We start from the raw sequence: 25,614 nt of genomic DNA on the forward strand, positions 1-25,614 counted from the left end.
TTAAATGAAAAACGGAATTTATTTTGTAGTCTTCCGTAGTAATAGCCAAGATTTTGGCAACGGAACCGTTGTAGTCAGAGACAACAAAATCAATGGTGGTGATTTTGGATTCGCATACAAAGGCGCAGTCAGTGATAGCAACGTGACGCTATATGTGTCACAGCATGACAAGAGCGTGACATCTGTTTTTGGCGGTCTTTCTGCATTTAACCTTAACCTTGTAATTACTGAGTTTGGAAATAATTACGAGCTTAAAGGAAGTGTTGAAGGTATGCCATATAGCACCATACAGATACAAGCTAAGTTTATTGGGGATATTATTTAATCTCCAATAATAAACCAAGGCCACTAATTAATATTGTGGCCTTTTATTGGAGTGTTATATGAAATATTTATTTATAAAAGTATGCTGTAAATTATCTGGTAAATCTCTTGATAAATTGTCTCGTGACTTCAGTATTAACTATTTTTTAACTCGATCTAAGACCCGAGCATACTGGCGTACAGTATTCAGATAAAAACGATATATGCAGAAGCCAAATAGTGAACAATACCTAAGAGCCTCGTGTTATGCCGAGGCTTTTCTATTTGAGGTATAGCCATGCCACCCAGAATACCGAGAGCATGCCGCAAGCATGGCTGCCGCCATACCACAACCGACCGCTCTGGCTACTGCACCGAACACCAGAACACTGGCTGGGAAGTGCACCAGCAAGGCAAGAGCAGGCACCAGCGTGGTTATGGCAACGACTGGACTATCCGCCGCGCTCGCATCCTCAAGCGTGATAACCATATTTGCCAGAACTGCCTGCGTAACAGTCGAGCGGTACCGGCAACAACCGTCGATCACATCATACCCAAAGCGCATGGGGGTACCGATGATGATTCGAACCTTGAAAGCCTGTGCTGGCCATGCCATAGGACGAAAACGGGGCGTGAAAGGCTCAAATGATATCGATTTTCATCACCGGGGAGGGGGGGGTAAAATCTCTGCAACTTTTTGCCAAAAGTACCGCCGCTTTGCCTCTTCTCACACACCCGCAGGTTAGAAACTTTTTTTTGGGAACCCCAAGCGATGATTGATAGGAGTTTTCGATTATGTCAGGGCCACCGAAAACCCCTACCCACCTACGTTTGGTCAGGGGTAACCCATCGAAGCGGGCCATAAATAAAAATGAGCCCAACCCCCCGTCAGGGGTACCCCCAACTCCCAAGCATTTTGATAAGCAGGGGAAGTATTGGTTTAAGCGCATGGCCGAGGAACTTGACGCACTTGGCGTCATGTCTCAGCTCGATGCGCGAGCACTTGAATTACTGGTGGAAGCCTATACCGAGTATCGGCACCACTGCGACACCCTGGAACGCGAGGGCTACACCTACGCCGTGTATAGCGACAGTGATAGCGATGAAGATCAAGAGCGTGAAATCCGCATGATCAAGCCTCACCCGGCGGCCATGATGAAGGCTGATGCCTGGAAGCGTATCCGCGCCATGTTGGCTGAGTTCGGTATGACACCGGCCAGCCGTTCGAAAGTTAATGCCAGCGGCCCCGATGCGGATGATCCGTTGGCTGAATTCCTGAAAGCGAGAGATTAATGGCTAAAGTTGCCGATGGTATTCGCTACGCCGAGCGCGTCGTGGCGGGGGAGATTGTTGCTTGTGATCTGGTCAGGCTGGCGTGCCAGCGTTTTCTTAACGATCTGAAACACGGGCCCGATCGCGGGATCACGTTCAGCGAGGCCAGAGCACAACACATTCTGAATTTCTATAAGTTCATACCGCACGTTAAAGGTGCGCTGGCTGGCCAGCCGATCGAGTTGATGGACTGGCACATTTTTATCCTGATCAATATCTTCGGTTTCATCATCCCGCTGGTGGATGAGAACACCGGAGAAGTGGTGCTGCGTAATGATGGCAGTGGCCGCCCGGTGATGGTTCGTCGGTTCCGCACCGCTTACAACGAAGTGGCCCGTAAAAACGCTAAATCAACATTGTCCTCCGGCGTCGGGTTGTACATGACCGGGGCAGATAGTGAAGGTGGGGCCGAGGTGTATTCGGCGGCCACAACTCGCGACCAGGCGCGGATTGTGTTTGAAGATGCCAAGAGCATGGTTAAGCAGGCCAAGCCAACACTGGGCAGGCTGTTCGAGTTCAACAAGCTGGCGATCTATCAGGAGCAAACTTCGTCACGCTTTGGGCCACTGTCCAGTGATGCCAATAACCTCGACGGCCTGAACATTCACTGCGCTATCGTTGATGAGCTCCATGCCCACAAAACCCGTGACGTTTGGGACGTGCTGGAAACAGCAACCGGCGCGCGCTTGCAGTCCCTGCTGTTTGGCATCACAACAGCGGGCTTCAACAAAGAGGGCATCTGTTACGAGCTGCGCGACTATGCGATCAAGGTTCTGCAGGGGGCGAAAACCGGCCAGTTTGAGGACGATACCTTTTTCGCCATCATCTTCACCCTGGACAAAGAAGACGATCCCTTTGATGAAACGGTCTGGCAGAAGGCCAATCCGGGCCTGGGGATCTGCAAGCGCTGGGATGATTTGCGCCGCCTGGCGAAGAAGGCGCGTGAGCAGGTTTCAGCCCGGCATAACTTCTTCACCAAACACATGAACCTGTGGGTTACCGCAGAGTCGGCGTGGATGGATATGTTGAAGTGGGGCAAGTGTGAATACATTGCGCCGCAACATGAGCTGAAGACCTATCCGTGCTGGGCGGGTGTTGACCTGTCCAACAAGATTGATATTTGCGCCGCCATCAAGATTTGGCAAGCCAATAATGGGCATGTGCATGCTGACTTTAAATTCTGGTTACCGGAAGGGCGACTGGAGCGCTGCTCCCGCCAGCAGGCTGAGCTGTACCGCAAATGGGCGGAGCAAGACAAGCTGATCCTGACCGATGGCGATGTTATCGATCACGCGCAGATCAAAGAGGAATTACAGCAATGGGTGGCCGGTGAAAGCCTACGTGAAATCGGTTTTGACCCCTGGAGTGCCACCCAGTTTAGTCTGGCGCTGGCGGAAGAAGGGTTGCCGCTGGTTGAGGTACCGCAAACGGTGCGTAACTTCTCCGAGGCCATGAAGGAGGTTGAAGCGCTGGTTTACGGCGGCCGCTTCCATCATAGCAACCACCCGGTAATGAACTGGATGATGAGCAATGTCACGGTCAAGCCGGATAAGAACGACAACATTTTCCCGAACAAATCCACACCTGAAGCCAAGATTGACGGCCCAACGGCGCTGTTTACGGGGATGAGCCGGTTGTTGGTTAACGGTGGTAGCGATAGTGATTTCCTTTCCAACCTTGATCCAGATGAAGAACTTTTAACCCTATGAAATCATTCATTATTGACCTTTGCGGGTTGGCCGGTTTCGGCCTGCTCGTGGCAGGGATTTACCTGCAATACGGTACCGCGATCGCGTTAATGGTGGGTGGTGGCTCAATGCTGGCGTTCGCGTTGGCAGCGGCCAGGAGGAGTAAACGTGCTACTTGATGCCATTTTCCGTAGTGAGTCGCTGGAGAATCCTGCCAACCCGATCACTGGCGATAGTCTTGATTTAGGGTTTCGGGCGGGTGACGTGTTTGTCAGCCCGGAAACCTCCATGAAACTGGCGGCGGTCTACGCCTGTATTTACGTGCTGTCATCCACGATCGCACAAATGCCGCTGCATGTAATGCGCAAGACCGGCGAAAAAGTGGAGCAGGGCAGAGATCATCCAGTTTTTTACCTGGTGCATGATGAGCCTAACGTGTGGCAGACCAGCTACAAGTGGCGTGAGTTGAAAGAGCGTCATGTTCTTGGCTGGGGCAATGGCTACACCAAAATTGTTCGCTCTCAGCGCGGTGAGGTTACTGCGCTAGAGGCCTGCATGCCGTGGGAAACCACGCTACTCAATACCGGCGGTCGGTACACTTACGGGGTTTACAACGAGGAGGGCAGCTTTGCGATTAACCCCCACGATATGATCCACATCCGGGCGCTGGGCAATAACCAGAAAATGGGGCTGAGCCCCATCTTGCAGCATGCTGAAACTATCGGTATGGGGATGAGTGGGCAGCAATACACCAGTAATTTTTTTGGTGGTAATGCACGGCCAGCGGGGATCGTGTCTGTTAAATCTTCATTGAATGCAGAATCGTGGTCACGGCTCAAGGAAATGTGGCAAAAGGCCACGCAGGCGCTACGGAGCCAGGAAAATAAAACGCTGCTGCTTCCCGCTGATTTAGATTACAAGGCGCTGACGGTTTCGCCGGTTGACGCTCAGCTTATTGATCTGATGAAGCTGAATCGGTCGCAGATTGCCGGGATCTTCAATATTCCTGCGCACATGATCAACGATCTGGAAAAGGCAACATTCTCCAACATCACCCAGCAATCCATCCAGTTTGTACGCCATACAGTGATGCCGTGGATCGTGAACTGGGAGCAGGAACTTAACCGCCGTTTGTTCACCACCGCCGAGCGTGCGGCAGGGTATTACGTCCGTTTTAACCTGGCTGGACTGCTGCGCGGCACACCGCAAGAGCGCGCCCAGTTCTATCATTTTGCAATCACCGATGGCTGGATGAGTCGAAACGAGGCTCGCGCCTTTGAGGACATGAACCCGGTTGATGGCCTGGATGAAATGCTGGTCAGCGTCAATGCGGCCAATCCCGCCAAAGACATTACCGATTTAAACAAAGAGGACAAACCCAATGAGTGACAGAGAAACACGCTGTTACGGTGGAGAGGTGCGCGCCCAGCAGGAGGAAAACCAGCCTACGCACATTATCGGCTATGGCTCGGTGTTCGACAGTCGTTCGGAGGTGCTGTGGGGCTTTCGCGAAATCATCAAGCCCGGCGCTTTCGATGATGTGCTGAAGGATGACGTTCGCGGCCTGTTCAACCACGATGCCAACTACATTCTTGGTCGTAGCTCTGCTGGCACTCTGTCGTTATCTGTTGATGTGCGGGGGCTGCAATACAACATCGTGGCACCAGAAACCCAGACCATCCGCGACCTGGTGATCAGCCCTATGCAGCGTGGCGATATCAATCAATCTTCCTTTTCCTTCCGTGTCGCCCGTGATGGCGAGGACTGGTATCAGGATGAGCAAGGGGTGGTGATCCGCGAGATCACCAAGGTTTCACGCCTGTTTGACGTAAGCCCGGTGACCTACCCCGCCTATCAAGAGGCGGATTCAGCCGTCAGATCCATGAAAGCCTGGCAGGAAGCGCGTGACAGTGGCGCGTTGCAGAAAGCCATTAACCAACGAATGGCGCGCGAGCGCCTGCTGACTTTACTCAATGTGTAAGGAATGACCATGCCTACTATTATCAAGTTGCACGAACTGAAGCAAAAACGTAACACCATCGCCACCGACATGCGCGCTTTGAATGAAAAGATTGGTGATAACGCCTGGACGGAGGAGCAGCGCACCGAGTGGAACAAGGCCAAGGATGAGCTGACCAAGCTGGATGAGCAGATCACCCGCGAAGAGGAGCTGCGCGCACTGGATCAGCGTTTTGTTGATGATAATCAAGATGAGCAGCGCCAGCAGTTGGGCAAAGACAAACCGGAGCACCAGCAACAGGAGCGCCGTGCTGCTGCATTCGATAAATTCTTGCGTCAGGGGCTGGGTGAGTTGAGTGCAGAAGAGCGCGCCGCTCTGCGTGAGCTCCGTGCTCAAGGCACCACGCCGGATGAAAAAGGCGGTTATACCGTACCCACTCAAATGCTGGCAAAAATCGTTGATGCGATGAAGGCTTATGGCGGTATCGCCAGTGTGGCACAAGTCCTGAACTCATCCAACGGGCAGGATATCACCTGGTCAACCTCTGACGGCACGGCAGAAGAAGGCGAGCTGCTGGGCGAGAATACCGCTGCATCCGAGCAGGATGTGGAATTCGGTACCGCGATCCTGGGTGCGAAAAAGCTCAGTTCCAAAATTATCCGGGTTTCCAATGAATTGCTGCAGGATAGCGGGGTGGATATCGAGGCCTATTTGGCAGGCCGGATTGCTCAGCGCATTGGCCGCGGCGAAGCCAAATACATTGTTAAAGGCACCGGCACCGGCTCTCCAGTACAGCCGAAAGGGCTCGAAGTCTCTGTTACCGGTACGGTGGCGGCCAAGGCGCTCACGCTGGATTGGACGGATGTGAATACCCTTAAACACAGCATTGATCCGGCCTACCGTAACGGACCCAAGTTCCGCCTTGCGTTTAATGACTCCACGCTGAAAATGCTTTCTGAGCTGGTGGACGGTAACAAGCGCCCCCTGTGGTTGCCGGATATTGTCGGTGTAGTACCCGCTTCGGTGTTGGGTATGCAGTACGTTATCGATCAGGCGATCGACAGTATGGCGACGGGTAAGAAGTTTATTTACTGCGGCGACTTCGATCGCTTCATTTTGCGCCGTATCACCTATATGACGCTGAAGCGCCTGGTTGAACGTTATGCCGAGTTCGATCAGACCGCGTTCCTGGCCTTCCATCGTTTCGATTGCGTACTGGAGGATACCGCGGCTATCAAGGCGCTGACCGGCAAATAATCGTTATTCCGTGCATCCCTGCACCGCTTCGGCGGTTTTTTTGTGCCTGCGATCTGGTAACGGGTTGCGGGCATAAGGAGTAAAAATGGTACCAACATTAGAAGAGCTGCGGTTGCAATGTCGTATAGATCATGAAGATCCAGACGACGATAAACTCCTGACTATTTATGCCAAAGCTGCCCGAAAAAAAATCGAAAACTTTACCAATAGAAAGTTATACGACACAGCGGTGCCGGGTGATGATGCGATTGGTTTGTTGGTTGACGATGATATCAAGCTGGCCGTGATGTTACTTGTTGGGTTCTGGTATGAAAACCGCGAGACGGTGAATATTGGCAACATCTCTACGGTATTGCCATACACCTTTGAAGCTCTGGTGGAGCCATACCGATTTATTCCGTTGTAGGGAGGACGCATGCAAGCAGGCAGATTACGTCACCGCGTCACCATTCAAAACTTTGTCACGGTGGAGCTACCCTCCGGCACAGAGATTGAAGAGTGGCAGGACGGAAAAACCGTATGGGCTGAAACCACTGGTATTAGCGGACGTGAGTTGGTGGCATCCGCAGCAGAAAAAGCAGAGGCAACCATTCGCGTTTGGATGCGCTACCGCACAGACGTTACAGCATCTTCCCGGCTCTTGTGCCTCACCGGCCCGTTTCGTGGCTCTATTTTGGAAATTACCGGCCCACCGATTCCCGATACCAAGGGAACCCGGCTGGAGATCCTTTGTAAAAGCGGGGTGAAAACATGATCGATACCAAGCTGGATTTTTCCGGGTTACTCGATATCTCCAAGGAGCTGGAGGTATTGAGCAAGGCCGAAAGCCGCAATGTACTGCGGCAGGCAACGCGGGCGGCGGCCACGGTATTTCGCGATGAGGCCCGGGAGCTTGCGCCAGAGGATACAGGCAAGCTGAAGCGCAACATCGTTGTGATTAACCAGCGCGCCAGTGATGGCGGCGCGGTCGCAGGCGTCCATGTTCGCAGTGCGGGCAAGGCAGAAAACCGCAACAACTCCTTCTACTGGCGCTTTGTTGAGCTGGGTACATCGCAGATGCCCGCCGTCCCATTCATTCGCCCGGCGTTCGACGCTCGGCAGGATGATGCAGCGGCAGCGGCGTTCGCGAAAGCCAACGAAGCGATCGACAAGGTGCTATCAAAATGACCGAGGCCGATCTCAATCCGCTGTTAAAACCGTTGGTCGGCGGGCAGGCTTACCCTTATGTTGTCAAGCTGACCCCGGAGGGAATGCCAGCAGTAAAACCACCGTGGATCGTCTACACGGTGCACGATGAAAACCGTGCCGATGTGTTTTGCGGTACCGCAGAAACCGCCTACCTGGCACAGATCGACGTGTATGCCAGCAGCATTGACCAGGCCAAAGAACTCCGAGCCAAAGCCGAGCAGGCGATCGCCATCTTGGCCCCGGCAGAAATCCATCTGTTCAGCGGCCATGAACCCGATACCGGCCTTTTCCGCGCCTCGCTTGAATTCAAAGTGTGGCAATGACCTTTAACCCATCTTGATCCCAACCCGCCGCGTGCGGGTTTTTTAATGTCTGGAGAAAATTCATGACAAGCAAGTTCGAAAAAACACAAGGCACGGTGGTGAGCATTTCCGCTACCGAAGCCAGCGAGGCCAACCCGGCAGGCATTACCTGGCTTTCCACATCTTGCTCGGCCAGAGAGCTTAGCTATACGGGCGGCCAGAAGGACGATATCGATGTGACCACCCTGTGCTCCACCGAAAAGGAAATGACCAACGGGCTCTCTGCGCCATCTGAAATGACCATTAACAAAAACTGGAGCGCCTACGACGACGCTCAAGATTCACTGATGGCTGCCTACGAAACGGACACCCGCCGCGCCGTCCGTGTGATCTTCCCGTCTGGTAACGGGTTCGCTTATCTTGCAGAGGTGCGCCAGAACAGTTGGAGCGCTGCCACATCTGGCGTGGTTTCAGCATCGTTCACGCTGCGCATCATCGGCAAACCCATCAGAATCTTTGCAGTGACAATCCCGGTAACCGGCGTGCTGCTGGATAAGACAACGCTCTCTGTGAAACTTGGCGAGAGCTTCACTCTGACACCAACGATTGCCCCTGCATCTGCCACCAATCGCGCCGTAACTTGGACGTCTTCAACACCAGGGAATGTAATGATTGCAGCCTCTGGCAGTGGCGTTGGCCTTGCGGTAGGCACCTCAACAATCACAGTTAAGACCACGGACGGCGCAAAAACCGCTACGTGCGTCGTGACTGTCACAGCGTAAGGAACATAACCCATGGCAGGAAAAAAACTGACTCTGAAGGCGCTGGCCTCGGCCCCAATGGCGGGATTTCGCACCAAAACCGTCATAGTTGAGGAATGGGAAGGGACAACAGTGGTATTGCGAGAGCCATCCGGCGCGGCGTGGGTTGAGTGGCGGCAAATTATCACCCCGCCCGAGGGGCAAGCTCCTGGGGAGTTGAGCGCCGCGATGACCGCTCGGCGCAACGTTGATGCTGATGTTGTGCTGTTCATTGATGCGTTGCTTGATGAAAACGGGGAGCATGTTTTTACCGCGGATGACAAGGAGCTGGTTGCGGGAATTTACGGGCCAATCCATGCACGCTTACTAAAGCAGGCGCTTGATCTGAGTACCACCCCGGCAGATGCCGAAAAAAAGTCCAAGAGCCTGAAACTCAATTCCTGATGAAGTTGGCGCTTCGCCTGGGTAAAACCCTGGGCGAGTTGCGCCAATCGATGAGCATTAGCGAATTACGTTTGTGGATGGCCTTTGACCGGATAAACCCGATCGGTGACGAGCGTAATGATTACCACGCCGCGCAAATCACCGCCGCAGTCTACAACTCCCAGCGTACAAAAGACCCGTTGTCTATTTCTGATGTGCTGCTGCGTTGGAATGCCACGACAGATACAGGGGAAGAAGATGCATCAGAACTTGAGGCATTTCTGGGGAATCTGGCTGATTAACACCCGCTCATGCAGCGGGCTTTTTATGGGTGATATATGGCATCGCTGCGTGAATTAATCATTAAAATTTCGGCCAATTCCAGTTCGTTCCAGACTGAAATTTCCCGCGCGTCGCGCATGGGGGCTGACTATTACAAAACCATGGATCAAGGTGGCAGGAAAGCAGCCGCTGCCGCGCGCCAGCAACAGCAGGCAATTCAGGCTTTGAATGCTGAACTGGCCTCTGTTGCCGGGGTTGCAGCAGGTTTGACGGGGGTGGTTGCGGGCGCGTTTGCCGTGGACTCACTTATTACCACTGCGGATAACTGGGGGCAGTTGTCGTCACGCATCAAAATGGCAACAGGTTCGGCGGATGAATATAACCTGGTGCAGCAACGACTGATGGAAATCAGCGATCGCACCTACAAGCCGATCGAGGAACAGTCCGAGTTATTCATTCGCAGCGCCAAGGCAATGCAGGAGCTGGGTTACAGTACAGCAGGAACCATTGACTTCATTGATTCCATTTCTAGCTCGCTGACGATCAACGCCGCCAGTGCTGAAAAGGGGGCCAGAACAATTGATGCCATGTCTAAATCCATGGTGACCGGCAAAGTTGCTGGTGATGAGTGGAAAACCGTGATGGAGGTTATGCCGACAGTGATCGGCGATATTGGTCGATACCTGGGGATTACTGAAACCGCCGTTAAACAGATGGCTGCAGCGGGCAAGTTGTCCATGGATACTTTCGCGAAAGCCACAATCGCTGCTCGTGAACGTAATGCTGAGCTGGCTGAAGCTATGCCAACCACAGTTGGCGACGCGATCACCAAGCTTTCCAACCATTGGAAAAAGTATATTGGTGAAACTAATGAGGCGCACGGTGCTACACAAGTGCTATCTGGTGGAATTGGGCACCTTGCGGACAATATCGAGACCGTAGGTAATGTTACCGGCGTCCTGATCGGCATCGGTGTTGCTCGGTACCTGGGTAACATGACCACGTCACTGGGATCAGCGTCCGTTGGTTTGATCCAGGCCAAAAAAGGTGAAGTGGCGCTGGCAGCTGCACAGTTGGAGGGCACCAAGGTTTCAACCGCTCGGGCGCGTGCAGCGGTATACCGTGCGCAGCAGGCGCTTGCCGCGGCTAAAGGTACGGATGGACAGGCTGCTGCAGAAAGGCGATTAGCCGCATCCCAGCAGGCGTTAACCCGCAATATTGCAGCGCGAACGGCGGCTCAAACGGCGCTCAACAACGTTACTGCTGTGGGTTCTCGCCTTATGTCCGGCGCGCTGGGGCTTGTTGGCGGTATCCCTGGTTTACTCATGCTTGGCGCGGGGGCGTGGTACTACATGTACCAGCAGCAGGAGCAGGCCCGTGCATCAGCTGAGTCCTACGCAAAAACGCTGGATGAAGTACGGGCAAAATTACCCTCAATGACGCTGCCTGATGTAAGTGAGAACCAAGAAAGCGCAAAAAAATCCCTCGAAGAGCAGAATCGTAAGATTAGCGAACAGCTTGTTTTGATTGGTGATCTGGAAGACAGGATCACCAGCCTTAACAAAGCGCGCGAAACGCCAGACTGGAAGAAGGGTTATAGTGCCTACTCTCCCAGCGAAGCGGACAACATAAAGGCGATTGAGGAGGCTACAGCTAGCCTAGCTGTGGAACAGGCGCGCCTGTCTGAAATGCAAAGTCAGGCTAGGTCGATTCAGGATGCGCTTGCAGGAATAGAAGATCGTCGTAATTTTCTCATCCGGCAAAATGCAGCAGAACAGAACGCCGCCTACCAGTCATTGGTCATGATGACCGGTCAGCACTCGGAATTTAACCGCTTGCTGGGGTTGGGTAACGATCTGCTAGCCTCTCGCCAGGGGTTGCTGGCTAACGGCCCCCTTCGTTTACCGCAGGCAACAGTGACGGATTCAGAGCAGCAAGCTCTGTTACAAAAACAGCAGGCAGCAGAACTGGCAGGGCTGGAGGGTGAGCGTCGCGTAGTCAAGCAGGCTGAGTTTGATTTGCAGAGAATGGGCAAAACTGGCCCCGAAAACTATGAATACGCCAAAAAGTATATAGATTTCGCAAAGGAGGCATTTAGAAAGGATCAGAAAGCATCAGAGGCCAAGAAAGCAGCCACAGCTGCGACCAGTGCCCACAACAAAGCTGAAACCGAGGCCGCGCGAACCGCAGAGCAGTACAGCCGAAAAATTGCTGATCTGAGTATTGCGGTAGATGTCCAAAGGGTTAGGGCCACTCAGGGTGAGAAAGCCGCCGAACTGTACGCGGCATCTCATGAAAGTGGTGTTAAGTGGACTAATGAGCAGCGCAAGGCGATCGAGGCATCATCAGTTGAGTTAGCTACCTGGACTCAGAAGGCTGATGAGGCTGTCAGAAAGCAGCGTGAAATGGCTGATGCATTAAAGGATTTGACCGATGCCGCCCGGAAATACAACGATGAGGCCACAGCCAGCCAGAAAACTCGGGGTATGGGGCAGCGCCAGCGGGATTATTTTGATGAGCGGCAGCAAGTTGAGCGCGTTTACGATAAATCGGATAAGGGTACTGAAGCTGCTGCTGCGCGAATCGCTGCGCTTGATGCTCTTGACTCAAAATATAAAGCAGCCAAGGCCGCAGAAGCGGATTGGATGTCCGGCGTCAGCGCTGGCATGGCTGATTGGGTTGATGAGGCATCGAATTATGCCGGGCAGGCGGCGAGCGCAACAAACAATGCCATGAGCGGCATGGTTACTAACATCACCGAAATGCTGAATGGTAACAAAGCATCATGGAAAGACTGGTCTGTCAGTGTGCTGAAGGAGATAGAGAAAGTCCTGGTTAACGCGGCGATGGTAGGCGTAATAAAATCAGTGGCTGGTGGCGTGATGGGGGCGTTTGGTGTGGCTGGCGGTGGATCTGGGGCGAGCGGGTTTGATACAGGTGCATACAGTGGGCTCACGTTTGATACCGGTGGTTTTACTGGTCTGGGCGGTAAATATGAACCCGCTGGAGTTGTCCATAAAGGCGAGTTTGTTTTCACCAAAGAAGCTACCGAGCGGATCGGTGTCGATAATCTCTACGGCATGATGCGTGGTTACGCAACCGGTGGGCTGGTTTCTGATGGGGTACCTTCCGTAGCAGCCGCATACGCACCACCAACACCCGCAAGTGTGGCGCCGCAGATTAACGTTTATATCGATAGCGCCGATCTGTCAGTGCAGAATACTCCGCAGGGCAGGGAACAGTTATCCGGTCAGGTGCTCGGTAGCATGATGCAAGCCCTATCAACCGTAACCAGTTGGCTCAGTTCTGCTATGCCTGATAGCGGGTTAAGTGCGGGGTCAGCGGTCTGGGATGTTGCAACAGCCTATTCAGCGCCAACCAGCGCCTTTGATCGATCTCTGGATTTTAGGCCAACAACTGGCACTCAGCCGCCAATAGCCCGTGATGGCACTGGAGCAAGCACCATCGTTAATGTGGAAATCAACATTGATGGTGCAGGCAATACCAGTGCAAAAGCTGATGTAAATGATTGGGGGGATTTTGCAAAGCAGATGGGAAATATTGCTGCGCAGGAAAGCCAAAAAGTCATCAATAAAAACCTCGATCCAGGCATGCCGATCTGGAAAGCAATTAAGGGGATGTAATGGCAATCAAAACATTTACTTTCCCGGCCCGCGTGAACGCTACCGGTGATGTGCAGTTTCGGCTGCGCAAGGCCCAATTCGGTGATGGTTACTCTCAAGTGGCCGGTGATGGCATCAACCCTGTAACCCGCTCATGGGAAGTTTCATTTGCCGGAAAACTGAAAAAAATCATGCCGGTAATTCAATTTCTTGAAGAACACCAAGGCACCAAGTCTTTTCAGTGGGTGCCGCCACTTGGTGACCTTGGCTTGTATCGCTGTGATGGGTTCAAGCCTGTTGCGCTGGGTGCCGGTAATTATTCCCTGACAGCCACATTCACCGAAGCATTTAACCCGTAAGGAGAGATCATGCTTAATGCTGATGTACAGAAGCTGGAGCCGGGTAACCGCGTTCGGCTCTATGAGGTTGACGGTACTTTATTTGGTGCTGATATTTTGCGGTTTCACAGCGACACCTTACCTTTTACACCCGAAGAGTTGGCCGCTGCTGGCGGTGACGAAAATAAGTTACCGGCAAAATCAATATGGTGGCAGGGAAAGGAGTACGGCCCTTGGCCGGTTCAGATCGAAGGGCTGGAAATCTCCGGCGACGGACAAAGCTCACACCCCAAATTATCCGTAGCAAACCTCAACGGGCTGATCACTGCGCTCTGTCTCAGGTTTGACGATATGGCTCAGGCCAAGGTGACGATACGCGACACTTTCGCCCATTACCTGGATGCCCGCAATTTTCCAGATGGTAACCCGACCGCCGATCCGGTGCAGGAGAAAGTGCAGGTGTTCTACATCGATCGCAAAGCGACGGAAACGGATGAAGTGGTCGAGTTTGAGTTGTCGAGCCCGGCCGATCTGCGCGGGCAACTCATCCCAACGCGCCAGATTCACAGCATTTGTACCTGGTGTTCCCGCGGCTGGTATCGAACCGGCAAGGGATGTGATTACGCCGGTAACTTATATTTTGACGAAAAAGGCAATCCGGTAGACGACCCAAGCAAAGATCGGTGCGGCGGCCTGCTCAGCGACTGCCAAAAGCGTTTCGGTGAAAATAATCCGGTGCCGTTCGGTGGCATGCCTGGTGCTGCACTGATCCGCCAATGAGGTGAGTTATGCGGGAAAAAACATTATCGGCCATCATGGCTCATGCTGAAGCGGAGTACCCCAAAGAATGTTGCGGAGTGGTGGCGCAACGCTCACGCGTGGAGCGCTACTTTCCTTGCAAGAACCTGGCAGAAAAGCCCACCGAAGACTTTCAGCTTGATCCTGCGGGTTATATGGAGGTTGAGGAGTGGGGCAAGATCACTGCCATTGTGCATAGCCACCCTGACGCAACCACGCAGCCGAGCGAACTGGACAAGGCTCAGTGTGATGCAACAGAGCTGCCGTGGCATATTGTGAGCTGGCCCGAAGGTGATTTGCGGACGATCTACCCGCGCGGTGATCTGCCGCTTATCGGTCGCCAGTTTGTGCTGGGGTATACGGACTGCTGGGGCTTAATCATGAGTTACTACCGGCAGGAGCACAGCATTGAACTTAATGATTATCGGGTAGATTACCCCTGGTGGGAATCCGGTACCGAAAACCGCTATCTGGATAACTGGTTCGAGTGCGGTTTTCGTGAGTTCAGCGGCCCAGCGCAACCCGGTGATCTGGTTATCATGCAGATATCGGCCCCAGTACCGAACCACGCCGGGGTGCTGCTGGTAGACGGCATGCTGCTCCACCATATGTATGGGATGTTGAGCCAGCGCGTGCCATACGGCGGCCAATGGCTTGAGAGAACTGTGAAGGTACTGCGTCACAAAGACCTGCGGTGAGTGCTATCATTCTGGGGTTTATCAATATTATTTGGAGAATGGCATGTACAGGTATGGTGGTGGTTATGAATATAGTGCTGGAGCAGTTGTTCTGATAATTATTCTTTGGATTATTGGTATCGCAGTTTGGTTTTATCTCAATAGGGCAAGCGTAAGAGCTAATAGGCAAATTGAATTACTGGAATCAATAGACAAAAAAATGAATGCCATTATTGATCTTGAAATAGGAAAAATGTCATCAATGAAAGGTAGCTATGATTCTTGTAGTGAGGAAAGTAAAACACCTGAACCCACCAATATTCCAATAGCAGAGACACTAAAAGAGCATTTTTTAAATAAGAAAAAGTAGCCCTCTTCGGAGGGTTTTTTATTGGAGGTAACATGGCTTTTATTGATGTCCCAATCAGGAAAATGGTTTTTCATGGCCCCCTGATCGAGCGATTTGGGCGTGAGTTTAAATATAAAGCTCACAGTGTACCCAAGATGATGTCAGCGGCTAAATGCCTGCTTGATGGGTTCGAGCGGTACATGATGGAGGCGCATAAGCGAGGTTTAACCTTTGCCGTATTTGTCGGTAATGAACGAAAGCGTAACATTGCGGAAGCTGAGCTGGAAATGACCAAAGGCAATGAAGATATTCACCTGGTGCCGGTGATTATTGGAAGCAAACGCGGCGGGTTATTCCAAACAATTCTCGGCGTTGCGCTTATCGCCGTAGCTGCTGCGTTTACTGGCGGGGCAGCTATAGGACTTGGTGCCGGATTTGCGAGTGCGGGAGCGTGGGGATCTGTGGCTCTTGTTGGTGCATCAATGGCCCTGGGTGGTATTGTTCAAATGCTATCCCCGCAGGCTGGTAAATTGCGAATGCGCGAAAGCCCGGATAATAAGCCGAGCTATGCCTTCGGTGGGCCGGTTAACTCAGTGGCGCAGGGCAATCCTGTTGCTATAGGTTATGGCTGCCGTGAAATTGGTGGTGCTGTAATTTCCGCCGGTATCCATACCGAAGATCAGATGTAAATAATTCCCCCTCGTTAAATATCCTCATGCCGCTTTTGCGGATTTTTGTTATGGGAGAAATATGACAAACATAATTAAAGGCCACAAAGGTGGGAGTGGTGGCGGGCGTACGCCTGTAGAGTCGCCGGATAGTATTCAGTCTATTGCCCGCGCCAAAATTTTGCTTGCTCTGGGCGAAGGGGAATGGGTTGGCGGACTGGATGGAAAGAATATTTATCTGAATGGCACCCCGCTTACCAATGAAGATGGGACGGATAACTTCAGCGGGGTAACCTGGGAGTTTCGGCCCGGCACACAGCATCAGGATTATATTCAGGGCATACCTGCTGTGGAGAATGAAATAACCGTTAATACCACTCTGAAAAATACCATGCCGTGGGTACGCTCGATCAGCAATACGCAGTTGTCCGCCGTGCGGGTTCGTTTCGGATGGGCCAATTTAATCAGGCAAGAAGATAATGGCGACGTCAACGGCACCCGCGTTGAGTACGCTATCGATCTGGCGACGGACGGCGGAGCCTATCAAGAGGTATTAAAATCCGCTGTTGATGGTAAGACAACAACGCTTTACGAGCGCTCGCACCGCATTAACTTACCCAAAGCGGTCACGGGCTGGCAAATTCGCGCCCGCCGCATTACGGCCGACTCAAGCACTGCCCGTGTTACTGACGCGATGACGGTTGAGGCGATCACTGAAGTGATTGATGCAAAACTCCGCTACCCAAATACGGCGTTGTTATTTATTGAATTTGATGCAAAACAGTTTCCCAACATTCCCAAAATCAGTTGCAAGCCGAAAATGGCGATTATCCGCGTACCGGATAATTACGATCCTGTAACCAGAACCTATACAGGTACCTGGTACGGCGGCTTTAAGTGGGCACACAGCAATAACCCTGCCTGGGTGTTTTACGATATTGTGACGTCCAGCATGTACGGCCTGGGAAATCGCATTGATTCCAGCCTGGTTAAAGAGGAGGAGCTGTATCGCATCGCGCAGTATTGCGATCAACTGGTGCCTGATGGGCGAGGCGGCGGGGGCAAAGAGCCTCGCTTTACGTGCGACGTGTATATCCAGTCTCGCAAAGATGCATGGACAGTATTAAGTGATCTGGCTGCCATCTTTCGGGGCATGACTTACTGGGGGCAGAATCAACTTGTTGCGCTGGCTGACATGCCTCGCGATGTCGATTACATTTACACCCGTGCCAACGTGATTAACGGGAAATTTGCATACTCGGCATCGAGTGAACGCGTTCGTTACACAACTGCAATGGTCGCCTGGTCTGATCCAGATAATCATTACGCTGATGCTGTTGAAGCTGTTTTTGATAACGACCTGGCCCGTCGCTATGGCACCAACCAAACGGAACTTACTGTGATAGGCTGCACCCGACAGAGTGAAGCGAATCGTCGCGGGCGTTGGGCATTGCTCACCAACAGCAAAGATCGCGTGGTTTCGTTTTCTGTGGGGTTGGATGGGGTTATCCCGCTACCCGGGCATATCATCGGGGTTGCTGATCAGATGTTGGCAGGCCGGGCGATTGGCGGCCGCATTCGCTCTGTATCCGGGCGGAATATCACTCTGGATAGAAAGCCTGATGCCAAAGTGGGTGATCGCCTGATTATTAATTTGCCCTCAGGAAGATCTCAAGCCAGAACCATTCAAGCAGTAAGCGGCAATACCGTGACTGTTACGGCAAACTACAGCGAAACACCAGCACCGGAGTCGGCATGGTCAATCGATGCTGATGATCTCGCTATTCAGCAGTACCGCGTTATAGGCATTGCTGACAATGGCGACAATACCTATTCGATAACGGCCGCTCAGCATGACCCAAACAAATATGCGTACATAGATGATGGCGCCAGACTGGAAGATCGCCCTGTTTCTATTATCCCGCCAGGGGTTCAGGGACCACCGAAGAACGTTAAAATCAGCGAAACATCAGCGATGATCCAAGGCTTATCCGTTGCCACGTTGCGAGTGACTTGGGATAGCACTGAGAACGCGATCGCCTACGAAGTGGAGTGGCGGCGTGATAATGGCAATTGGGTTGCCGGACTGCGTACGTCAGCGCTCGGCATTGAAGTGCAGGGGATTTATGCAGGGCGCTATCAGGCTCGCGTTCGCGCCATCAACGCGGCTGAAATCTCTAGTATTTGGGCTAATGCGCCGGAGGCCACATTATCCGGAAAAATCGGTGAACCGCCAGCGTTAGCGAGTTTCACGACCACCGGCCAGGTGTTTGGCATCGTGCTGAATTGGGCATTCCCGCCTGGCGCTGAGGATACGCAACGCACTGAAATCTGGTACAGCACACAGCCGGACGGCGCTGGCGCGATGCACCTGGGCGATTACGCCTATCCTCAGCGGAGCCATACGATGACCGGTCTAAATGCTGGGGTGCGGTTCTGGTTTCAAGCCCGTCTCGTTGACAGACTCGGCAATACCGGGCCGTGGACAGCCTGGACAGAAGGCACATCAAGCAGTGAAGCCGACGTGGTTTTAGGTTATCTGAAAGATCAGATTACTAAAACGCAACTCGCACAAGAGCTGCAAAAACCAATTGAAGATGCCAGTAAGTTGCAGGATATGTGGTCTGTCAAAGTTGCAAAAACCATAGACGGAAAACAATATCTTGCCGGTATCGGTGTTGGTGTTGAGAACACGCCAGATGGCATGCAGAGTCAAGTGCTGATAAATGCTAATCGGTTTGCGGTTTTAAATTCTGTAGACGGTACAGCAGCAGGGGTATCTATCCCGTTTGCAATTGATAAAAACCAAGTTTTTATGAACGCGGCATTCATCAAGGACGGTTCCATAACTAACGCAAAAATTGGTGAATCTATAACATCATATGATTGGGTGTGGAATGCGGATCCGGCAAAAACGATAGGCTGGGCGATCGATAAGCGGGGTGCGGCTTGGTTTAATAATGTTTATATCAGAGGGACCATTCACGCTGATAGCGGATATTTTAAAGGGGCAATATACGCTGATAGTGGATATTTCAAAGGAGATATAACGGGTTCCAACGGTACATTTAAAGGTACTGTTTATGCGGAAAATTTAATCGGCGATAACACGCATGTCGGTGTATGGAGTCCTGTTTACGTGGTCGGTGCTAACGACAGTACGCATAGGTATTTCCATGGCGGATTGCCATACCCTTCCGTAGTTGTAATTCCGTATGTAACTATATCTGTGTATGGAACTGGAAGCGGGGCAGGGTCTGTTTATATAAAAATTAACGGGGTTGAATATTGGAGTGCGCACGCAGGACCAACATCTGTGTATCGCGGCTCTATAGTCATTGATGTTCCGGCAAACGGAACACTTGACGTTGAGTTTGGTATTACAGGGGCTGAACGCGGCCTTGTATGGACTAGCACAATTAACCCGGGGCCAGGGACTCCTGGTACTGGCGGTGAAATGGCAGTAATAGCATTTAGAAAAGGCCAGAACCGTTTCTCATAAGCAATTAATTATTGAAATCATCATAACCCGCCACTGAGCGGGTTTTTTATTTGGAGAATAAACCTATGGCAGTAATTAGCGGTATTCTGAAAGACCCGATCGGCGGCCCGCGCGTGGGTGTAGTCATCGAATTACGAGCAATCAGAACCTCGGCAACAGTTGTTAACCAGGCGCGTTCTCAGTCGATCACCGATGCAACTGGCAAGTACACGCTGACTGTAGAGCCCGGCGCATACGATGTGATGATCACGGCAGGCGGCCGTCAGCCGGAGCGCGTGGGCGGTATTACCGTCGCGTTGAACTCACAAAACGGGACGCTCAACGACTTCCTGACTATTCCAGGCGAAGCAGATCTCACGCCGGAGATTGTGGCCACTGTCGATCGTATGCGTGCAGAAGCAGCAAACTCAGCAGCAGCGGCAAAGATCAGCGAGACAAATGCAGCGGCATCAGCAAATGACACTGTTAAAAAATCAGTGACAACAGACCAAACGATTAATGGCACATTGATTTCTAAAGCTAACATTTACTCGTATGGCGAAGTGATGATCCAGGCTACGGCTGGCAAGCCTAATACGCTGTTCAGATTCCGTGATGAGTCTGGTGCCGATAAAGGAGGGATTTACGCACAGACCGATACAGGGCAGCTAAATCTTCGCTGGAGCGGTACGGCATACACGGCGCAATTCAAACCGGATGGTACTGCGTGGTTCCCTGGGGCGCTTTATTCAAACGGTATCAAAGTTTCCACTCAAGCAACATCACTGGGCGCACTGGATTTAAATACCGTTACTGATGAAGGGGATTATTATCAACCTGTAACCGCTAACGCAACAGTAGCTCGCAATTATCCGATTGGTGCTGCGGGCGTTTTAAAAGTCATCAAGTCAAGAGCATCGACAAATGGCAAGGAGGCCGTAAGCCAATTTTATTATCCATGGCATACTGCTGATTCCTACTTTTCAAGAACTTATATTCCATCTACCGATACATGGTCTAGCTGGGAAATTTTCGATTCCCGTGGCAAAAACGATACGCGATTTGTGCAAATAGGCGCTTATGGGCTGGGTTATCTCGGTATGAGCATAGCTTCAAAAACAACCGGGTTCATTGCTCAAGCGGGTGCTACGGGGCTGGCTCCGGGCAACGGTGCCGGTTTTCAATCGGCATACGCCTCTAATCGTCGTGCTCAACTGTATATCTCTACTGATGGGACCGTAACGAGTCGTTTCTCACTCTCAGACACGCCGGATACCGATTCAACGCCATGGAATAAACATTATACAACAGCAAACACTACAGTAGATGCCAACGGCTTCATCAAGAAAGCATCTCCGATCGTTAAGCTATTTAGTGACGGCCACAGCGAACTCAATGAACAGAGCCAGGGCGTAACAACTGAGCGTATCGATACCGGCCACTATATCGTGCATGGGGTTTTTGGGTTCAACAGCGATCCAGCGTGGGGCGGTCCAGCAGGGGGGATCGAAATTCCAACGGACCAGAACAAGCGCCCGCTGATCTGGGTTGATTACACTGTGCTGCCAGACGGTGATCTTGAGATTAAAACATATCACCGGGCATACAAAACCGGGCCTGAATTCACTCGTAACATCGTGCTGCAGGATGGGAAAGCGATCGCTGATGGAACCCCGATCGATATCCCTGCGGGTCGCTGGATTGATCTGCGTGTAGAGATGCCCGCAGGAGATGAGCCAGAGTCGGTGATTGAACCCGAACCAATTCCAGATCCCGAGGTGGTACCTGATACCGATCAGCAGTCAGCCCCCGAAACTGAGCAACCGGCTACGCCTGAACCGGAGAGCGGCACCGAACTGGAACAGGGCGATACACCGGAAGTTGAAACCAAGGAGTAACAACCAGGCCGGGAGAAATCCCGGCTCATTGCAGGAGTGGCGGTGGGCCGGCGCGCAGTGGGCGGTCTACCTAGCGATACTGTGTGGGTAATCGATAGGTAAAACCTCGTTGTTCAAACTTAGGTAGTAAGTTACTGTTTATTTATACAGTTGACTGTTCAAAAATACAGATAACTAAATTTTTCTTTGAGATATATGATGTAAATTCTCTGTATCTTTCATTACAAGGAATGATGATGTCTCAAGAAAACAAGCAAAAGGCGATACATTATAAAAGAGCGGTAATAAAAAATGCGAGTTGCACGCTGCAAAGTTTGCTTGAATCTGCTGTAGGGAAGCATGGCATAAGGGAAAAGGTCGATAGTCGGCAAGAATGCCTTAATCCATCAGACGAAAACAGCGGCTTCAGGTTTCTTAATAAAAGTGATAATTACAAGTCTGTATTCTTTGGTCAGCTTATTTCCTTTGAGAAGGGAAGGAGCCAAGCGCTTCTAACTATGAGTGGTGATGTTCCCTTCTACGATATAAAAGCAATAACATCAAGTGAGATTGAACTTAAAATAGAGGGAAGCGCTAGACCAGCAAACAAAATGAGATTAAAACGAGAGTTTGTAGACTCGTTTTTATACTTTGGTGTTTATGGCAATCATATGGTTATGCTTCAGTCTAGTTCTCTTAGGGCTAGAGAGTTGGAAGATCATTTAAACTGGCTACTTACAGAGTGCTCATTGCTAGATGACCAATCGGCTATAATTTTACAAGATAAACCAACAAAAGATGCAGTCGAAAAACTTAATGCAGCCCCGGTTAAAAGCATTAAAATTGGTTCACCGATAAAAGGAAAGTCTGAGCTTCAAGACACCATGGTACAGACAGGACCCGGAGCGGAATTTCGGAAGGTTAAATCCGTGAAGTTCATGCCTGCTGGCAAGGGAGGTGATGTGATTGCTGCGGTTTTAGGTAATGATTGGGTGGATCAACTTGATCTTGGTGATGTGCTTGACGAGGCAAATCTTCAAGTAAATCTGGAGATTACATACTTACGAAAAACAACACAAAGAGGGCAAAAGGCGATAGATGCAATTGCTACTTCGCTTAGGCACTCAGAGGGTGATGATGTCACTGTATCTCTGAAAGGTGGTGGTGTTCTGAAAGGAAATGATTTGAAACTTTCTGGTAATGTTAGCATTAAATATATAGACGGATTGGTCTATGAGGATGATCTCTACCTAAAAATGCATACTTGGCTCAGCACTAAAATTAATGTTGGTGAGCTTGATAAAGCGGACTAAAAAGTAAGGCGCGAGAAATGTTTAAAAAAATAATTTTGATAACATTATCATTTTTACTAGGTGGCGCCTTATTCTACTTTTTAACATTTAAAGTTAGCGAGAGCGTATTGATCCCTCTTGGTATGGTCGGGATTTTGATTATCCCTATAACGTATTGCTCGCAAGCTATTTCCAAGACAAATGAGCTTAAGGAAAATACCACCCTTTCCGATAGTGAACTACCCAGGTTAGACTATACAGTTGACAGGAGAGTTAAGAGACTCTTTTTGTGGCTGGTTTTTTATGTTTTTTCTGCAACTATGTTGATAATAATGAACTACCTATCGTCATCGGATATTAAGTACGTCAAGACAGGGGTTTTAATTACTGGCGGTTGTTTTGGGTTGTCTTTACTCTCAGTTATATTGATCCACAAAACAATAATAGAAGTTTCAAATTTCAAGGCCCAACTAGTCCAACGTGATGCCAAGAAGAAAAGAAAGCAGGATATGCTAAAAGACCTTTCCAAAGAGTGATTGAATCACTAGTAATTATATCGAATAAAACTAATTATAATGAGAATATCTACCAGAAATCAACGTATTGGTAGGATTTCTCTATCAGCAATTGAAATTTTCACAGATAGAATATTTCCTTTACCTCTCATATGCAAGGGTACCCGGAAGTTACTAATGTAAGAACTGGTTGCTTCAGTGATGGCGTACGGCAGCAATGATGACAGCAGAGGGGGTAGCTAGTGGCTGGTTGTAAGCCAGATGCCAGCCCCCGTGTCAACGCCAAGATTTATGACCGTTTTTCGCCATTTTTAATGTCCGCTATTTGATCACTTTTGTTGCCCGCTTTCCGCCATTTCATCTTCATTGATTGGCGTTGCGTTTTTAGCTAGAACACCTGCTTTGCGCTTTTCTTTCAACCGATAGCTTTCTCCTTTGATATTCAGTGTCGTTGAGTGGTGCAACAGTCTATCCAGGATCGCCGTTGCCAGGACGTTATCGCCGAACATCTCTCCCCAGTCTGCGAAGCCTTTGTTGGATGTCAGGATGATGCTCGCTTTTTCATATCGGCGGTTCAGCAACCGGAAGAACAGACTCGCTTCCTCTCTGGTCATTGGCAGATAGCCTATCTCGTCCAGGATCAACACCCGGGCATAACTCAGTTGTTGCAACTGACGCTCAAGCCGGTTCTCCTGCTTTGCTTTCATCAGCGTAGCGACCAGTCTGTCCAGCGGCATGAACAGCACACGGTGACCTGCATCTGCCGCTTTCACTCCGAGAGCAACAGCCAGATGGGTTTTACCCACACCCGGTGGCCCCAGCAGGATCACGTTTTCGCAGCGCTCCACGAACGCCAACCCCGCCAGCTCCCGGACGACCTTGTGATCGATACCTGGCTGGAAGTTGAAGTCGAACTGCTCCAGCGTTTTGACCCACGGGAAGCGTGCCTGCTTCAGCCGGGATTCCATTCCGCGCTGATGTCTACCGTTCCATTCCTGCTGCAGCGCCATGCACAGGAACTCACGGTAGTTGAGCTCTTTTTTAGCCGCCTGCTCCAGCAGGCTTTCAACGTGGTAACTCAGGTGCTCCATTTTCAGACGCCCCAACAGCGCTTCAAGCTCATGCATCACAGCAACTCCTCATAGGTACTCAGTGGGCGATGTTCCACCATGCTGACCTGCTGCCAGAGTGGCGCATGATGTTCCGGTACGGTCTGCCAGCCAGATGAGGCTGAACAGAGTCGGTGTGTGGCCACCTGCTGATCATGACTGTAGATCCGTAGCTCATCATCCAGCGAGATCCGTATCGAGACCGGCTGCCCACAGAGGTTTTCAGGTACGCTGTAACGATTGCCGCCCACCTCGATATAGCTGTCCCATGACACATGGCGGATATCGAAGTAGCTGGTATCGAAGTCGGTCTCCGGCAACGGCTGAAGGTGCGCTTTTTCCAGCGCGAAGCGCTGCTCTGGTGTCTGCCTGAACGGGCGAAGGTCCCGTTTGTCAGCCACATCCGCTATCCACCGTTCCAGTTGCTGGTTAACATGGGCGAAGCTGTCGAACCGGCGATACCGGACGAAGAAGTTCTCTTTGAGATATTTCACCATCCGCTCCACTTTGCCTTTGGTTCTTGCTCTGCGCGGGCGGCAGGCCCGTGGCAGGAAGTCATAGTGGTCGGCCAGCAGCAGGAACCCGGAGTTGAACACCACTTTTCCGTTGTTATTTTTCAGCACCGCGGCTTTCTGATTATCAACCAGCACGGTTTTCACACTGCCGCCGAAGTAACGGAAGGCACGGACCAGTGACTCATAGGTATGTTCTGCATCCTGCTTTGGCGCGGCGAAGACATGGAAGCGGCGGGAGAACCCCAGCGTGTTAACCGCGAAGTTAACTCTGCATCGCTGCCCGGCGACCTCTACCTCAACTTCGCCCCAGTCATGCTGAAGCTGGTAACCGGGCTGGGTTTCGAAGCGAACGGTTTTCTTTGACGGCCGCATTTTGCGTTTGGGTTGGATGTAATAACGCAGCATAGAGCGTCCACCGGTGTAACCCATTGCTTTGATTTCTGCGAGGATGACCTCGCCATTCCAGACATTCTCTGCCAGCCGCGTGTCGATATAGTCCATGAACGGCTTCAGTTTGACCATTTTGTGGCGCGTTTTTCTGGCCGGTGGTTCAGGGTATTTAAGATACCGTCTGACGGTGCGCTCAGAACACCCCACCTGAGTCGCAATATCGACAATGTACGCCCCATGCTTGCGCATTTGCTTTATCATGTAAAAGTCCTCTCTGCTCAGCATGCTGATGTCCTTTCTGGTGTGAGAACCTCAAGGAAACAACATGTTGGGTGGAGCGGACAATCCAAATGGTGAATTACTGTCTTATATCATTGGCGCTAACACCCGTTACGGTAAGCATAAAGCCAATACCAGCGACCTGCGGGCCGAACGGTGAAAGACGGCAGCCGCTGGTCAGGTACTGGCATTGGCTCCGCTGCTGTA

27 protein-coding genes and 1 pseudogene are annotated in these 25,614 nt (G+C 51.3%); 26 read left to right on the plus strand and 2 right to left on the minus strand.

Annotated elements, in window-relative coordinates; translation table 11 throughout:
* Positions 1-4: 4 nt before the first annotated feature.
* From IV04_RS14220 to IV04_RS14340, 26 genes and pseudogenes are all read left to right on the plus strand, one after another.
* Positions 5-325: a GrlR family regulatory protein gene (locus IV04_RS14220; protein WP_037440999.1), complete on the plus strand. Its 321-nt coding sequence runs from the start codon at positions 5-7 to the stop codon at positions 323-325.
* 276 nt (positions 326-601) lie between these two features.
* The gene (locus IV04_RS25290) at positions 602-952 is read left to right on the plus strand and encodes an HNH endonuclease (RefSeq protein ID WP_037441002.1); all 351 of its coding nucleotides are present in this window, start codon (positions 602-604) and stop codon (positions 950-952) included.
* Positions 953-1,098: 146 nt separating this feature from the next.
* Positions 1,099-1,596, plus strand: a complete 498-nt coding sequence (locus tag IV04_RS14230; protein WP_037441005.1) for a phage terminase small subunit P27 family — start codon at positions 1,099-1,101, stop codon at positions 1,594-1,596.
* On the plus strand, positions 1,596-3,344 hold the full coding sequence (locus IV04_RS14235; RefSeq protein ID WP_037441008.1) for a terminase large subunit: 1,749 nt from the start codon (positions 1,596-1,598) through the stop codon (positions 3,342-3,344). Before IV04_RS14230 ends, IV04_RS14235 begins: the two co-directional genes overlap by 1 nt.
* Positions 3,341-3,502 carry a hypothetical protein gene (locus IV04_RS26585; RefSeq protein ID WP_037441011.1) on the plus strand — a complete coding sequence of 54 codons (162 nt, stop codon included), beginning with the start codon at positions 3,341-3,343 and terminating at the stop codon, positions 3,500-3,502. The genes IV04_RS14235 and IV04_RS26585 overlap by 4 nt, the downstream gene beginning before the upstream one ends.
* Complete coding sequence (locus IV04_RS14245; protein WP_037441014.1) at positions 3,492-4,712, plus strand: phage portal protein; 1,221 nt, start codon at positions 3,492-3,494, stop codon at positions 4,710-4,712. Before IV04_RS26585 ends, IV04_RS14245 begins: the two co-directional genes overlap by 11 nt.
* Positions 4,705-5,304, plus strand: a complete 600-nt coding sequence (locus tag IV04_RS14250; protein WP_037441017.1) for an HK97 family phage prohead protease — start codon at positions 4,705-4,707, stop codon at positions 5,302-5,304. The genes IV04_RS14245 and IV04_RS14250 overlap by 8 nt, the downstream gene beginning before the upstream one ends.
* Before the next feature lie 21 nt (positions 5,305-5,325).
* Positions 5,326-6,540: a phage major capsid protein gene (locus IV04_RS14255; protein WP_037441076.1), complete on the plus strand. Its 1,215-nt coding sequence runs from the start codon at positions 5,326-5,328 to the stop codon at positions 6,538-6,540.
* 85 nt (positions 6,541-6,625) lie between these two features.
* The gene (locus tag IV04_RS14260; RefSeq protein ID WP_037441020.1) at positions 6,626-6,946 is read left to right on the plus strand and encodes a head-tail connector protein; all 321 of its coding nucleotides are present in this window, start codon (positions 6,626-6,628) and stop codon (positions 6,944-6,946) included.
* Positions 6,947-6,955: 9 nt separating this feature from the next.
* A complete protein-coding gene (locus tag IV04_RS14265) occupies positions 6,956-7,294 on the plus strand; it encodes a phage head closure protein (protein WP_037441023.1) in 339 nt (112 codons plus the stop codon).
* Positions 7,291-7,707, plus strand: coding sequence for an HK97-gp10 family putative phage morphogenesis protein (locus tag IV04_RS14270; protein ID WP_037441026.1), 417 nt, complete (start codon positions 7,291-7,293; stop codon positions 7,705-7,707). The genes IV04_RS14265 and IV04_RS14270 overlap by 4 nt, the downstream gene beginning before the upstream one ends.
* On the plus strand, positions 7,704-8,051 hold the full coding sequence (locus IV04_RS14275; protein ID WP_037441029.1) for a DUF3168 domain-containing protein: 348 nt from the start codon (positions 7,704-7,706) through the stop codon (positions 8,049-8,051). The genes IV04_RS14270 and IV04_RS14275 overlap by 4 nt, the downstream gene beginning before the upstream one ends.
* A 62-nt stretch (positions 8,052-8,113) precedes the next feature.
* Positions 8,114-8,551, plus strand: a pseudogene (locus IV04_RS27110) (phage tail tube protein); the annotation flags it as partial.
* A 21-nt stretch (positions 8,552-8,572) separates the two neighbouring features.
* A complete protein-coding gene (locus tag IV04_RS27115) occupies positions 8,573-8,812 on the plus strand; it encodes an Ig domain-containing protein (RefSeq protein ID WP_369794923.1) in 240 nt (79 codons plus the stop codon).
* 12 nt (positions 8,813-8,824) lie between these two features.
* The gene (locus tag IV04_RS14285; protein ID WP_037441036.1) at positions 8,825-9,235 is read left to right on the plus strand and encodes a phage tail assembly chaperone; all 411 of its coding nucleotides are present in this window, start codon (positions 8,825-8,827) and stop codon (positions 9,233-9,235) included.
* The gene (locus IV04_RS14290; RefSeq protein ID WP_037441038.1) at positions 9,235-9,516 is read left to right on the plus strand and encodes a DUF4035 domain-containing protein; all 282 of its coding nucleotides are present in this window, start codon (positions 9,235-9,237) and stop codon (positions 9,514-9,516) included. The genes IV04_RS14285 and IV04_RS14290 overlap by 1 nt, the downstream gene beginning before the upstream one ends.
* A 141-nt stretch (positions 9,517-9,657) precedes the next feature.
* Positions 9,658-13,140: a phage tail tape measure protein gene (locus tag IV04_RS14295; protein WP_255351944.1), complete on the plus strand. Its 3,483-nt coding sequence runs from the start codon at positions 9,658-9,660 to the stop codon at positions 13,138-13,140.
* Positions 13,140-13,478 (plus strand): phage tail protein, encoded by a 339-nt coding sequence (locus tag IV04_RS14300; RefSeq protein WP_037441040.1) that lies wholly within the window; start codon positions 13,140-13,142, stop codon positions 13,476-13,478. Before IV04_RS14295 ends, IV04_RS14300 begins: the two co-directional genes overlap by 1 nt.
* Before the next feature lie 9 nt (positions 13,479-13,487).
* Positions 13,488-14,237: a phage minor tail protein L gene (locus IV04_RS14305; protein ID WP_037441043.1), complete on the plus strand. Its 750-nt coding sequence runs from the start codon at positions 13,488-13,490 to the stop codon at positions 14,235-14,237.
* A gap of 8 nt (positions 14,238-14,245) precedes the next feature.
* Positions 14,246-14,953, plus strand: a complete 708-nt coding sequence (locus IV04_RS14310; RefSeq protein ID WP_037441046.1) for a C40 family peptidase — start codon at positions 14,246-14,248, stop codon at positions 14,951-14,953.
* 43 nt (positions 14,954-14,996) lie between these two features.
* The gene (locus IV04_RS14315; RefSeq protein ID WP_037441049.1) at positions 14,997-15,302 is read left to right on the plus strand and encodes a YebO family protein; all 306 of its coding nucleotides are present in this window, start codon (positions 14,997-14,999) and stop codon (positions 15,300-15,302) included.
* Between the two features lie 32 nt (positions 15,303-15,334).
* The gene (locus tag IV04_RS14320; RefSeq protein WP_051916802.1) at positions 15,335-15,970 is read left to right on the plus strand and encodes a tail assembly protein; all 636 of its coding nucleotides are present in this window, start codon (positions 15,335-15,337) and stop codon (positions 15,968-15,970) included.
* 61 nt (positions 15,971-16,031) lie between these two features.
* On the plus strand, positions 16,032-19,451 hold the full coding sequence (locus IV04_RS14325) for a phage tail protein (protein WP_037441051.1): 3,420 nt from the start codon (positions 16,032-16,034) through the stop codon (positions 19,449-19,451).
* A gap of 65 nt (positions 19,452-19,516) precedes the next feature.
* Positions 19,517-21,328, plus strand: a complete 1,812-nt coding sequence (locus IV04_RS24715; protein WP_051916803.1) for a prophage tail fiber N-terminal domain-containing protein — start codon at positions 19,517-19,519, stop codon at positions 21,326-21,328.
* A gap of 236 nt (positions 21,329-21,564) precedes the next feature.
* Positions 21,565-22,620, plus strand: a complete 1,056-nt coding sequence (locus tag IV04_RS14335) for a hypothetical protein (protein WP_037441054.1) — start codon at positions 21,565-21,567, stop codon at positions 22,618-22,620.
* Between the two features lie 17 nt (positions 22,621-22,637).
* A complete protein-coding gene (locus tag IV04_RS14340; RefSeq protein ID WP_037441056.1) occupies positions 22,638-23,135 on the plus strand; it encodes a hypothetical protein in 498 nt (165 codons plus the stop codon).
* A 308-nt stretch (positions 23,136-23,443) separates the two neighbouring features.
* Here the strand turns inward: IV04_RS14340 and istB are convergent, their stop codons facing one another.
* Together istB and istA are read right to left on the minus strand one after the other, a co-directional pair.
* Positions 23,444-24,241 carry an IS21-like element helper ATPase IstB gene (gene istB, locus IV04_RS14345; RefSeq protein WP_037441058.1) on the minus strand — a complete coding sequence of 266 codons (798 nt, stop codon included), beginning with the start codon at positions 24,239-24,241 and terminating at the stop codon, positions 23,444-23,446.
* Positions 24,241-25,413: an IS21 family transposase gene (gene istA / locus IV04_RS14350; protein WP_037441061.1), complete on the minus strand. Its 1,173-nt coding sequence runs from the start codon at positions 25,411-25,413 to the stop codon at positions 24,241-24,243. The genes istB and istA overlap by 1 nt, the downstream gene beginning before the upstream one ends.
* Between the last annotated feature and the right edge of the window lie 201 nt (positions 25,414-25,614).

Source organism: Serratia sp. Ag1 (genome assembly GCF_000743355.1).
In the GTDB taxonomy this organism is placed as follows: domain Bacteria; phylum Pseudomonadota; class Gammaproteobacteria; order Enterobacterales; family Enterobacteriaceae; genus Chania.